This window comes from Alkalihalobacillus sp. MEB130 (genome assembly GCF_032335535.1).
In the GTDB taxonomy this organism is placed as follows: domain Bacteria; phylum Bacillota; class Bacilli; order Bacillales; family Bacillaceae_D; genus Halalkalibacter.
Genome location: NZ_JAOANA010000011.1, coordinates 78,567 through 91,125 on the forward strand (window position 1 = coordinate 78,567; position 12,559 = coordinate 91,125).

General features: G+C 38.5%; 15 protein-coding genes. 4 read left to right on the forward strand and 11 right to left on the reverse strand.

Going from position 1 to position 12,559, the window contains the following annotated elements; genetic code table 11:
• Positions 1–43 precede the first annotated feature (43 nt).
• Together N0O92_RS12560 and N0O92_RS12565 are read left to right on the forward strand one after the other, a co-directional pair.
• Positions 44–1,177 carry a zinc-dependent alcohol dehydrogenase gene (locus N0O92_RS12560; RefSeq protein WP_315615009.1) on the forward strand — a complete coding sequence of 378 codons (1,134 nt, stop codon included), beginning with the start codon at positions 44–46 and terminating at the stop codon, positions 1,175–1,177.
• A 142-nt stretch (positions 1,178–1,319) separates the two neighbouring features.
• Positions 1,320–1,763 (forward strand): hypothetical protein, encoded by a 444-nt coding sequence (locus N0O92_RS12565; RefSeq protein WP_315615010.1) that lies wholly within the window; start codon positions 1,320–1,322, stop codon positions 1,761–1,763.
• 33 nt (positions 1,764–1,796) lie between these two features.
• Here the strand turns inward: N0O92_RS12565 and N0O92_RS12570 are convergent, their stop codons facing one another.
• Positions 1,797–2,105: a DUF3219 family protein gene (locus N0O92_RS12570; protein WP_315615011.1), complete on the reverse strand. Its 309-nt coding sequence runs from the start codon at positions 2,103–2,105 to the stop codon at positions 1,797–1,799.
• Positions 2,106–2,163: 58 nt separating this feature from the next.
• A complete protein-coding gene (locus tag N0O92_RS12575) occupies positions 2,164–3,078 on the reverse strand; it encodes a CBASS cGAMP-activated phospholipase (protein WP_315615012.1) in 915 nt (304 codons plus the stop codon).
• Between the two features lie 153 nt (positions 3,079–3,231).
• Here N0O92_RS12575 and N0O92_RS12580 point away from each other — a divergent pair, with 153 nt between their 5' ends.
• Positions 3,232–3,393 carry a hypothetical protein gene (locus N0O92_RS12580; RefSeq protein ID WP_315615013.1) on the forward strand — a complete coding sequence of 54 codons (162 nt, stop codon included), beginning with the start codon at positions 3,232–3,234 and terminating at the stop codon, positions 3,391–3,393.
• A gap of 47 nt (positions 3,394–3,440) precedes the next feature.
• Here the strand turns inward: N0O92_RS12580 and N0O92_RS12585 are convergent, their stop codons facing one another.
• The 5 genes from N0O92_RS12585 to N0O92_RS12605 all read right to left on the reverse strand — a co-directional run bounded on the left by N0O92_RS12585 (position 3,441) and on the right by N0O92_RS12605 (position 7,264).
• Positions 3,441–4,460: an NADH:flavin oxidoreductase/NADH oxidase gene (locus N0O92_RS12585; protein ID WP_315615014.1), complete on the reverse strand. Its 1,020-nt coding sequence runs from the start codon at positions 4,458–4,460 to the stop codon at positions 3,441–3,443.
• 16 nt (positions 4,461–4,476) lie between these two features.
• Positions 4,477–4,770 (reverse strand): putative quinol monooxygenase, encoded by a 294-nt coding sequence (locus N0O92_RS12590; RefSeq protein ID WP_315615015.1) that lies wholly within the window; start codon positions 4,768–4,770, stop codon positions 4,477–4,479.
• A gap of 535 nt (positions 4,771–5,305) precedes the next feature.
• Positions 5,306–5,980 (reverse strand): NAD(P)H:quinone oxidoreductase, encoded by a 675-nt coding sequence (wrbA, locus tag N0O92_RS12595; protein WP_315615016.1) that lies wholly within the window; start codon positions 5,978–5,980, stop codon positions 5,306–5,308.
• Between the two features lie 146 nt (positions 5,981–6,126).
• Positions 6,127–6,738, reverse strand: coding sequence for a flavin reductase family protein (locus N0O92_RS12600; protein WP_315615017.1), 612 nt, complete (start codon positions 6,736–6,738; stop codon positions 6,127–6,129).
• A 76-nt stretch (positions 6,739–6,814) separates the two neighbouring features.
• Positions 6,815–7,264, reverse strand: a complete 450-nt coding sequence (locus N0O92_RS12605) for a MarR family winged helix-turn-helix transcriptional regulator (RefSeq protein ID WP_315615018.1) — start codon at positions 7,262–7,264, stop codon at positions 6,815–6,817.
• Between the two features lie 463 nt (positions 7,265–7,727).
• Between N0O92_RS12605 and N0O92_RS12610 the strand changes: the two genes are divergently transcribed.
• Positions 7,728–7,853: an anti-repressor SinI family protein gene (locus N0O92_RS12610; RefSeq protein WP_315615019.1), complete on the forward strand. Its 126-nt coding sequence runs from the start codon at positions 7,728–7,730 to the stop codon at positions 7,851–7,853.
• A 190-nt stretch (positions 7,854–8,043) separates the two neighbouring features.
• Here the strand turns inward: N0O92_RS12610 and N0O92_RS12615 are convergent, their stop codons facing one another.
• The 4 genes from N0O92_RS12615 to N0O92_RS12630 all read right to left on the reverse strand — a co-directional run bounded on the left by N0O92_RS12615 (position 8,044) and on the right by N0O92_RS12630 (position 12,557).
• Positions 8,044–9,036 (reverse strand): metallophosphoesterase, encoded by a 993-nt coding sequence (locus N0O92_RS12615; protein WP_315615020.1) that lies wholly within the window; start codon positions 9,034–9,036, stop codon positions 8,044–8,046.
• Positions 9,037–9,131: 95 nt separating this feature from the next.
• Complete coding sequence (locus N0O92_RS12620) at positions 9,132–10,922, reverse strand: ABC transporter ATP-binding protein (RefSeq protein WP_315615021.1); 1,791 nt, start codon at positions 10,920–10,922, stop codon at positions 9,132–9,134.
• Positions 10,923–10,933: 11 nt separating this feature from the next.
• Entirely contained in the window at positions 10,934–12,082 is a 1,149-nt protein-coding gene (locus tag N0O92_RS12625; protein ID WP_315615022.1) for a nucleotidyltransferase domain-containing protein, read from the reverse strand.
• Positions 12,075–12,557, reverse strand: coding sequence for a lasso peptide biosynthesis B2 protein (locus N0O92_RS12630; RefSeq protein WP_315615023.1), 483 nt, complete (start codon positions 12,555–12,557; stop codon positions 12,075–12,077). Before N0O92_RS12630 ends, N0O92_RS12625 begins: the two co-directional genes overlap by 8 nt.
• Positions 12,558–12,559: the final 2 nt, after the last annotated feature.

A 12,559-nucleotide genomic window follows, 5' to 3' on the forward strand; every position in this document is an offset into this window, starting at 1 on the left:
ACTGAATCATGACTAATTAAAATAGGAATGGAGTGTCTAGTTAATGAAAGCCGTTACGTACCAAGGACCAAACAATGTAGCCGTAACAAACGTAGAAGATGCAAAAATAGAACAACGAGACGACGTAATTGTGAAAATTACTAGTACCGCTATTTGCGGTTCTGACTTGCACTTATATCAAGGGAATATGCCTTTACCAAAAGGATATAGCATCGGCCATGAACCAATGGGGATCGTAGAAGAAGTGGGACCTGACGTAACCAAAGTGAAAAAAGGTGATCGTGTCGTCGTTCCATTTAATGTAGCATGTGGTCATTGCATCTATTGTGAACATGATCTAACAAGTCAATGTGACAATTCCAACCCTCACTATGATTCAGGTGGGTATTTCGGGTATACAGAAAAGTTCGGAAACCATCCTGGTGGGCAAGCCGAATATTTAAAAGTACCATTCGGAAACTATACGCCTTTTCTCATTCCAGAATCATGTGAACTCGAAGATGAATCTCTTCTCTTTTTATCCGATGTACTACCAACAGCTTATTGGAGTGTTGAACATGCAGGAGTAAAAGAAGGAGATACGGTTATCGTTCTCGGTGCCGGTCCTGTAGGTTTAATGACACAAAAGTACGCGTGGAGAAAAGGAGCAAAACGAGTCATTGCTATTGATTACTTAGATTATCGACTAAACCATGCGAAAAAAACAAACAATGTAGAGACATTTGATTTCACTGAATTTCCAGATATGGGCGAACACTTAAAAGAGATTACTTCGGGCGGTGCAGATGTTGTTATTGACTGTGTCGGTATGGACGGAAAGAAATCTCCTCTTGAATTTATTGAGCAAAAACTCAAGCTGCAAGGTGGAACACTTGGTCCGATTCAAATCGCGACAAAAGCAGTGCGGAAAGCAGGAACGGTACAACTAACAGGCGTATATGGCAGCAATTATAACAATTTCCCATTAGGTCCATTCTTCTCCCGTAACGTTACGATCAAAATGGGACAAGCATCTGTTATTCCAATCATGCCAAAGTTATATGAGCAAATTGTTAACAATGAGTATGACCCAAGAGAAATTATTACCCACAAAGTAGCTCTTGATGATGCTCCTGAAGCTTACAAAATATTTAATGGACATGATGATAATTGCATTAAAGTCGTATTAAAGCCATAAACGAATAAGAAGGTTGTTGAGTCTCCCTCAACAACCTTCTTATTATTTTTTTCTTCCAAAACGTAAAAAAATTCTGAAAAACAATGTGACACATTTACCCATAGATGAATATCTTGGTTTTAGAAAAGGAGGAGAAACACACATGCACAGTTACCCAATGAATCAAATGCCACACGGTCAACCCGTCCAACATGGAACAGGGCAAATGAGCCCTTATCAACAACCACACACGCCGATGGATCCTTCCGCTCATCAAGGCACACATGCTCAAATGGATCCTGCCTATCAACAACAAATTCATGATTTATGTCAAAGGTATCATCATCACTTAATGCAATTTGAAACAACAGATGGTCAAATGCATGATGGCATCATTGATGGAATAGACCGCAACGGAGTAAACATGTTAGTTCCTGTTGGAGACACAGAAGGCCAAGACATGGACCAACGTTATTTTGGTGGTTCTCCATATGGAGGATACGGAGGATATGGAGGATATGGATTCCCACGTAGATTCCGTCGTTTTAGACGTCGTCATTTTCCATTTTTCACATTAAGACACTTCTTCTTCCCTTACTTCTATTAATCATAGTTAGAGGATGACTCCGTTTATATTACTTTATTCGTCATCCTCTAACTCAATCAACTCAAGGTGAAAGAGTCCTACCTTGTTTTCTTCATATAAGTTGGTAAACGACGTGGAATAGTTATGGATCGTTCCGGTAAATTCAATTGCCTCTTCAGGAACGTTCACTTCGAAATTCATTTTATACAATAGTGTTGTAATTTGATGATACTCATTCCCGCTTCTCACTTTAAAATCAAACGTCACTTTTGTAAGTAGTCGTCCAGACCTTGATTCTACTTGATCTTTTTGGAAGCTTATGACCGGAATACTTACGCCATTTAAAATGACTTTGCTTACCATCTATTCTCACCTCTTTCAACTAGTTACTTCATTTATATGCTAATTCAATTCTAGATAGTTATTGGATCTGTAAAAACTGTGAAATCTCTTCTCTCTTCTCCTCAACCACCTGTTTTCCTAACTCAATTAGTTCATCTACAAATTTCACATCATCAAACGGCATTTCGTCTCCTAATTGTTTATTTAAACGCATGTATTTCTCTCCTAACAAAATTCCACAATGATACGAGATCGATTCAGATGAAAGGTCTAATGCCAGATCTAGTAATTTCGGTTGAACTTTCATGGTCATGAACCGAAAAGGAAGCCATTTTTTTATCCCCCAATACTTATCTCGTTCTATGTTATATTCAATATCTTGCATTCCCGTTCCGATAGACAATATTTTTAACTCGTTTATATCTTTCTTAAAAAAATCGATTGCTTCTGTAATACATACAAGTGCCGGATTGTTTGCCCATAAGCCACCATCAACAGACAAATATTGGTTTTTTATATTATTAGGCGGAAAATATACAGGTGCTGAACAAGAGGACAGAACGGCATCCCATAATTTAATCGATAGATCGGCACTCCCAGGGTGTCCGTAGTTTGTCCGGTACACATACGGTTTCCCGTGGGTTACATCTACAGCCGGAATGAGCAAAGGCTTCGTAATATCCGCAAGCGTTTTGCTTCCAAATGACTTTTTGAAATACGTACGTAACTCCTTATCGCTATAAACACTTTTAAACAATCCAATTTTTGCTTGTCGCTTAAACACTTTCTTCCCAAATTTTTGATAGCTATCTAACAGATCTGACATCTTTTTTTCAAGAACAACCGATGTGGCAATAATGGAACCTGTGCTTGTCCCAGCAATAAGATCAAAATATTGAGAGATAGGTCGTTTGTATTCTTCTTCTAGCGCTTTTAAAATGGCAACTTCAAAAACTCCTCGTATGCCACCACCATCTAGGCATAAGATCTTCATGAGCCTCACCTAATTTTGCAAAGTTTTTCTTAGCATGTACGTTCACCTGCAAGAGTATAACTACCTTTCCAAATGATAACAGGTTACACCCTGAGGTATAGATCAATTCTATTAAGAGAAATTTACTTATGAACGAGCAAAGGAGGTTTATAAATGGAATCGAAAGAGCCTTTAGATTATGATCGTTATACTGCTGCAGACCTAAGTCCCGAACTTCTACAACGAGTCGTTTCGTTAGAAGAAGAAATCAAACAAAGTACGGATAAAGATGTTGTCTTAATCGCCTATGAAGAAAGTCAGCATAATCCAACGTAATAAGAAAAAGGGTATCCACCGATTTCGGTGAATACCCTCAACATTCGTTAGAAGCTATATCCTGCACGTAACGCATTTGGTGTTAAAATTTCTCCACCTAACTGCAGAGATGCTTCATTTGCCCAAAATGGACTACGTAACATTCCTCTTCCGACCGCAACAAGATCTGCTTTGCCTTCACGAACAACCTCATCACTGAATGCCGCATCTTCCATTCTTCCAACAGCGATAACTAGCACATCAACCGCACTCTTTACAGCTGCTGCAAGATCAACTTGATATCCTTGTCCTGAAAACTCTGGTCCATTATTGCTTTCTCCGCCAGAAGATATATGGAACATATCGACGCCTGCTTCTTGATACTTCTTCACTAAATCAATGGCATAGTTTACATCGTAGCCGTCTTCAGCATACTCTTTCGCAGATATACGCATGATCAACGGCATTGATTCTGGCATTACACGACGAGCCGCCGCGATAATCTCACGACCGAACAAACTTTTATCTTGCCCGTATTTATCTTCACGTTGATTTGTTAATGGCGACTGGAACTGATGAATTAAATAGCCATGTGCACCGTGGATTTCAATGGTATCTACGCCCGCTGCCACGGCACGTTGAAATCCTTGTTCAAATTTCAATACCATTTGCTCCACTTCTTCTGTCGACAGTTCACGAGGTGCGTTGTAATCATCAGAGAAAGCAACTGATGTAGATGAAACAGGAACTTTCGCATCTTCAGCCTTACGTCCCGCATGTGCTACTTGAATTCCCACTTTTGCACCGTAGCTTTGACAAGCCTTAATGATACGCTCAAACGCTGGGATATGATCATCTGACCAAATTCCTAAATCAAAGTCAGAAATTCGACCATCTGGTTCCACATCCGTCATTTCAATAATAATTAACCCCGTTCCACCAATGGCACGGCTTGTATAATGTGTGAAATGCCAATCATTTGGCTTCCCATCTTTCGCTGTAACCGAATATTGGCACATCGGTGGCATAACGATTCTATTTTTTAATTTTAATCCTTTGTACTCAAATGGATCTAACAATGTTGGCATAAAGATTTCTTCCTTCCTAATACTTTTTTGATACAGCAAACTGTAACACTTCTGGAGGGGCTGCAAAATATTCGCTAGCGATGCTTCCAAAATGCTTGAAGTGCTCGGTCTCATTATGGAATGCAACTGCGGCTTCATCCTTCCACTCTTCAACCATAATAAATTTCGCTTTTACTTCTGTATCTTCATAAAGATGATATGTAATGTTTCCTTCTTCTGCTTTTGAACCCTCAATTAAACTTTGAACTTGTTCAAGAAACAACGACCGTTTTTCTGGTAATACATGAAGATAAGCATGAATCACAACCATACGATTCCCTCCCTAAATGGTTTCAATAAAATTAGATGCCAATATCAAATATTGGTAACAAGTACACTATAATCATTTACCATCTGAATAGCAAAAAAACTGCTTACGTAAAAAACTTTGTACTTAGTGTGATTTGAGGTACAGATGTTTCTGTGACTGAATACGACAAAAATTAAACAAACGTTTGATTAATTTTTGTCGAGAAGTGACGTTATGCGGATTTGAGGTTACAAGAAATGAGTCGCAGCGTCTTGATTCGCCTTTTATTCTCGAGTTGCGCGTGAAATTAAACAAACGTTTGATTAATTTTGTGTTGAGGTTTGGTGATTGCTGGCAAACAGTGAGAAGTTATGAGGTTTTGTTGTGATAGTGTGCGAATATGCTCGTTATTTTATAGAATTCGTTGTCACTTTATTAAATTTAGTGTTCTAGCAATAGTCATTACGGCCCCTAAAAAAATCATGTTTCTTGACTAATTCGGTAATAAAACTGCACTTTAAAAACCCCGCACATTATATGCGGGGCCTCACTTCTCTTATTGATTTCCTTTTTTAATCCACTCAGCCACTTGAACTGTGCGCTTCGCTTGGTATTTTGCAGCTTCTTGTACATCTTCTTGCATTTTTCCATCTTGACCAACTGTTACACTTGTTCCGTACGGGTTTCCGCCTGAAGCGAATAACAATGGATCCGTGTAACCAGGTGATGCCACGATTGCACCCCAATGATACATGGTTGTGTAAAGAGAAAGAATTGTTGCTTCTTGACCTCCGTGTAAGTTACTAGCTGATGACATCGCACTCACTGCTTTGTTGGCAAGTTTCCCTTCAAACCAAAGACCGCCTGTAGTATCAAGGAATTGCTTCATTTGAGCAGGCATGTTACCAAAACGTGTTGGTACACTGAAGATGATCGCATCCGCCCATGTTAAATCATCTAAAGTAACTTCTGGAACATCTTTCGTCTCTTCTACATGCGCTTTCCAAGCTGGATTTGATTCGATTGCAGCTTCTGGAGCTAATTCAGGTACTTTAAGAACTTTTACTTCTGCACCTGCTGCCTTCCCACCTTCTTCTGCCCACTTTGCTAGCTGATAGTTTGTACCTGTTGAACTATAATAAATAACTGCTAATTTTACATTTGACATATTCATCGTCTCCTCATCTGTGCTTTTATTAGTTTGACCAAATAATTTTTTGAAGATACCCATCTTTTTCCTCTCCTTTTTCTTATATGTATCTACATTGGAAGACAAACACCCCCTTGATTTAGTTCGGATTTATATAAAACGAGTCCATATATTATGAATTCGAGACATAAGCTCTGATTATGTCCCTCTTTTTTCAAAGAAGGACGTTATATCGGACGCTCTAGTTCGAATGTCTCACCTAGTTTGGCATACGCATTTCCTGCTAAACGACTAACAGGCTTTAACCCTTGTGCATCAATTCTTCCATTTTCATATAGGTCTGATCGTATGTGATACTGGACCACTCTACCTATTAGCAAATCACAAGCTGGTTGATCTTTCGTCCCACCTAAAGGAATTGCTTGCTCTAGAACACATTCCATCCTAACCTTTGCTTCTTGAATACCCGGTACTTTGATTTTCAAACTATGAACCGGTGTTAAATTTGTCTCTGTAATTTCACTTTCATTTGGTGGAAGGCTTTTTGCTGTCTTATTAATTTGCTCAATATATGATTCATCAGAAATGTGAACAACAAATTCCTTTCGCTCCACTGCATTTCGTGACGTGTCTTTCATCTTGCCATCTTTACGCGCTACTGATATCGAGATCATTGGCGGGTTAGATGAGACGATATTAAAATAACTAAAAGGAGCGGCATTTAATACATCCTCATTGGATAGTGTTGTCACAAACGCGACTGGTCTAGGTATGATGCTTCCTGTTAGAAATTTATAATTTTCACGCTCAGCCAACTGATTCGGATCAATGGACTTCAAGATAAACCCTCCCACTCAAAATCTATCATTATACGAATTCATGTATTCTTAATTCGAGATAAACAATTAAAAAAAATTAAAGCTCTTGAGCATAAAAGCCTAATTTTTTTAATTTATCAATTAACAAATCTTTTTCATTTGTTTCAAGCCCGCCAAAGATTTCTTGAACCGCAGCTTTATGTTTTGGAAAAATCTCTGTCATGAGTTGCGTACCTTTTTCCGTTATCGTTGCATGCGTAACACGACGATCTTTCGGACAAGGTTTTCTTATGAGCAATTCTTTCTTTTCCAGTTTATCAACAACATAAGTGATACTGCTGCTTGCAAGCAACACTTTCTCACCAATTTTTTGAATCGGTTGGTTGCCTTTGCTATAAAGCAACTCTAACACACCAAATTCCGTTGGATTTAGGCCGTACCCTTTAATGTCCTCTTCCACTCGCTTTGTTACCGACTCCATTGCACGTGTCATTACAACAAATAACTTAAGCGCCTGATCTTGATCGTTTTGTTCAAATGATTTCATGGTTCATCATTTCCTTTGAAAATTATCTCGATTTCGAACTAATTATACACATTATTTATTACCATTGTCAATCTGAATTTCCAAGTTAACAAAAACACGTTGAACATATGGTAAAATAACTAAGCAATATTACCCTTTCTTTGTAAAGAACAAACGTTAATCTTTCGACATATGTCAGCGAATACAACACGATAATTCATAGTGTTTGTCATATTTTCTACCGATATATGAGGATTTTTGTCGGATTTAATTGTCTCTTGTAGAAAAAAATGGAAATCTTTCTCTTATAAAATATGTAATTATATGGTACTATTTGTTTAATCACAACATAAACACTATGACATTAGTAATAAGAAGGAAGAAACTCCTAGACTTCAAGTCCTTGTTTTTTATTGTCAATTTTCTAAATTTACTGACTAGTAATTACTTTGGTTATTGAAATTCTAAACTGGAGGTGACACTATTGATCACATCAGACACTATCAAAGAAACGGAACAAGAATGGGAACAGCTGTTGCTTGAGGCGAGAGAGATAGGTTTAACTCCTGATGATGTAAGGGAGTTTATTAAACAAAACAGCGTGAAATGACCACTGTAGATTCAGTATCCTACCAATACATAATACATTTGCTTCTTTGATGGGTAGAAGTCTTCCGCGAAACCTCCGCAAGATGGACCCTTCCTATATATTACTTTTCAACTAAACACCCTTGATTTTATACATGATACATACAGCAACCTCAACCCCATCACGGAAACGCGATGGGGTTACATAATTTTCAACCTTTTTTCTTCAAGGTTAAAACATTAATCTCAGGCCGATTCAAAAATCGAAAACGCAACAACGGAATCGCATCACTGCTCCCCAGTCCTGTACTCACATATTGCTTTATTCCTCTATATTCCCATAACCCTTTCACTCGGTCACGTGGAGGTAAAATTCCTCCACGTTGATACCAAGGTTCCGGGACAAACAGAGCCCCTAAAAAAGGAACACGGATTTGCCCCCCGTGGTAATGTCCAGCTAACAGTAAGTCAAGATTTTTCATATTATAATGTGGATGCTCATGTAAAAAATCAATGCGCGCATCAACGACGGGATAGTGATTAAGAGCTAGTAAGACATCTTCTCTTTTCGGTTGATCAAGTACACTTATTTCTGTTAACAGCTGCTTTCTATGATTTAAGTACGCTCGATACACCTCATTTTTCGGTTCCCCTTTTAGAGCAATTTCTTCTAGCTCTCTTTGCGAATCTAAAATGGCTAATTCAAAATCAAAAAAATGAACCTTTCCGCCTTGTCCTTCCAGTGTATAAACTGACTCAAGTAAGTTCACACCACGTTGCTCCATCCCTTTAATAAATTCACTTTTCTCATAAGGATGACTCGGATGCAGTCGATAATTAGTCGGATCTGCATTTCCAGCAACATAGAGCGCATTATCTCTGTTATGCAAACCTTCAATTAGTTGATAAAAAGGATCATAATTTGTACTTTGGTTGCTATCAAGCATATCTCCAGTAAAAACAATCGCATCATAATCAACCGAATTTACTTTTTCAAGTAACCGTTTCTGATTTTCTCCAAATGATCGTTCATGTAAATCGGTTACTTGTAAAATCGTAAACCCATCCAATGACTCAGGCAGCTGCTCTATTTCTATTTCTTGCTCTACAACAATAATTCGGTGATTATCCCAGATCGTATAAACAATTAGAACAACAAATAGCAACAAAACTCCTACCATTCCTTTTCCTCCTACTTTTATCAATGACTCTCTCTCCTAACTATGACGATGGAAAACTCAAGTGAAAAGAAATACCACTAAACAAGGTGAATATCGACCCTTATTTAGTGGCTTCTACGTTAAGGCGTAGCCTCTAATTGATTGCGTAATAGATGACTAAATGTACTTTTCTTTTCTTCAGCAAGCTGTGTAAATCCACCCTTTTGAATGATCTTTCCTTCATCAAGGACAACCACTTGGTCAGCGTTTCGAATCGTTGACAACCGGTGAGCAATGACGATGATGGTCATCTTGCCTTTTAGACGCTCTAAAGCGGCTTGGATTTTTGCTTCGTTTTCGGTATCAAGTGCACTTGTTGCTTCATCCAATACTAAGATCGACGGATTTCGTAAAATCGCTCTTGCCAGCACAAGACGTTGGCGTTCTCCACCTGAGAGCTTGATGCCTCGGTCTCCGATAAGAGAATCTAACCCTTCAGGTAACTTTCTCACAAACTCCGCTGCAGAAGAGAATTCAAGAGCTTCCCAAATCTGTTCTTCCGTAGCATCTGGCACAACGAGCTCCAAGTTCTCCCTTATACTTGCATTAAATAAGAAAGGATCTTGTGGAACATAGCTTATCGCTCTTCTTAAAGAAATGAGGTTATCACCCGTAAGTGGCGTACCATCAATTAGAACTTGGCCTGCTTCAGGTTGGTTCAAGCCCATTAGTAAGTCAATTAACGTACTTTTCCCTGCTCCTGACCGTCCGACGAAAGCCGTCATTTGGTTTGCTGGGATTGTGAGATTAATATTTTTCAAGGCGTAGCTAGACTCATTATAGCTGAAGTTAATGTTTTGACATTCAAGTCCTTGGTTAACTTCAATGGGTTTTACATTCGAACTGTTGATTTGTTCGAATTCTTTTGCTGCTCGGCATTCGTGTTGTAGTGCTTTTACTGCTTTGAACGATGGCATTGTGGTGGCGATTTGTTCAAGGGAACCTTGAATACCAGCAACACGTGGCCATAGCCTTGAGAAAATAACGATAATCAGCATGAGCTGAGCGGCTTGGGCATTGAAAAGATTTACTGCGATAAAAATAAAGGCAGCAATCAAAACCGCAGAAGCTACTTTGTAATACAGTTGTGATGTCGTTTTTAAGACGGTATATTCCACTTGCTCTTTTTCCATACTTGCAGTTACTTTTTTGAACCAGTTCATGCGGGACTCTTCTAACGTATTGCTTTTAATATCTTTGATGCCATTGATTTGGTCTGTGACACCACCTAAATACTCTTTCCCTAATGTAAAATTACGGCTACCTAACTCAAGAGAACGTTTGAGGAATTTACGGTTAAAAAATAACAAGATTAAACCACACGCTAAGACAAAAGACGTAATACTAGGTGATAACCAAAAAGCCAATCCAATTTGAATACATGTGAAAATTAGGGATGCTAAAAATTGTAAAAATGAATGAGTTCCAGCACTCGAACGAGCAATCTCAGCTGTCATAAAATTCACGAGATCAGATTTTCGGTTTTTAATAAAAAATCTCCAATTGGCGTGAAGCAATGAATGATATGTTTCAACGCGCATATGTCTGAAGAAACCATGTTGAATTCTAGTATTGCGAATCGTGATCTGCCTTTGGATCAAGTTTTGCCCAATGACAATTAAAACAAAGGCAGCTAGAATGACAGGAAGTCCTACTGTATCAGGAATATTTTGCAAAAAGCCTAGTAGTCCAGCTAAAGGCGTCCCTTCTGCATCTAAGTTCACAACCCCAGTCATTGCGATCATGGGAACTAACAGCAAGATCCCAATCCCATCAAGCAAACCAATTAACATCATCGCAAACATATTCACGTATAGCTTTTTCCCCGCATACGCATGAATCTGTTTAAGAAAATAGAGAATATCTTTCATTTCAATGCCTCCTACAAAACAGCCTGTTTTCTAGTTTTTCTCCAGGCCCATAACACTGGTCGAAGAGGAAAATATAGAAAATGAAGGGGTTTCGGTAATGGTAACGTTTGAGCATCCTCAGGAAACGGATGCAGCAAGCTGAGAAGATGGACCGCCTTTTGTTGGATAGACATTAAAGAAATAAGATGACTCGCATGATAGCTTGATATGTCTTTTGGTACTGGATCTGTATGCAAATTCACCATTCTTTCAAGATAAAAAATAGCCTCTTGCGCTAATTTCATCGCTGTATTCGTTACAAATGGCGTCATGTCTTCTTTGAACTCAGCATTTAAGAGTTGCGATGCTAAAATAATCGCCTGACCTCCAACATGAGGATTGTGATACTTTTGAAAGAGCTGATATACCTTAGCCCAATCAAGCTCCTGTTTCATGATTTTTTGGATATCAACTAACCAGCGCAACCGTGACCAACCATGCCTTGCACCGTGTGCAACGAGGAATACAAATAAATCTTCTTTCCCAAGCAAATATACAGGTGTCTTTGTACTAGAACTTTTGTTCCTGCGTCCCCATAATTCTTGAAAACTTGGTTCTTTCCCAGGACCTGGATGTAGACGCCAATGAATCTCAAGCTTCATCTGTTTCACAGGATGATAGTAAGTCACATGATGGTGCCTCCAGCGCCAATCGTTTAATACGGATTCAATATAATCATCTTTCTCATACCCAAGTTCAACTAGAATTTCCTCAGCCCTCTCTAAGTGTTCAATCGGAATGAGAAAATCTAAATCACTTGATGTACGAAGCGACAAATCTCCATACAGGTCATGAGCAAGAACAGGCCCTTTTAAAAAGAGTGTTCTTATCTTACTCTTAGAAAAGATGTCACTCACCTTTTCCATTTCTCCCGTTAAGGACATCATTCTAAATATATTTTGCTGATAATGTACTTGCAAAAACTTTGAAACTTGAACTGGAACATCAAGATTCTTAACCTTGGAATGAAGCAACGGAAACACACGATGGTGTAAAGATAGATTTAAAAATAATTCCCAGTCTAACTCTGGGATACGTTTATTCGTATTGTTATCTTTCAATAATTCAAAGATATATGTAAGTTCATCTGATATGGCAGTTCTGTTAATTGACTTATCCATACGTTTCTCCTTCAACCTTCTCAGGCGTAATCTCCTTTGCAAATTTTGCGATCACGGTGAATTTCTCCATACCTTCTGAACCAGATACATAAAAAGGACCACTGCGCAGCCATGCATGCGCGGCAAATTTACCTTCATCGTCCTTCCCGGTACCTAAATACAAAGTGCTTTCAATATTTCTCTTCTCTAACATTTTCAACCCAGCAATGGCCTTCACCAAACATTGGCTTTCCCAAAATGTATATCGACTCATAATATGGATCGCATTCGATACATTTAGCAACGTCTCGCGATTAGCCATGTTTGGAGTATATGTTGTCTCTTCCATTTTTTGACCGAGTGAAGAAGCGATTTTAACAAATGGGCGAGTTTTCAAAAACCTTGCCCATCCTAAATAGAGATACGCTTCTAACAATAACTTTTTCGTTTCCCACTTTAATTCAAAAAAAGCTTTGACTCGTTTTACCATTTTCATAT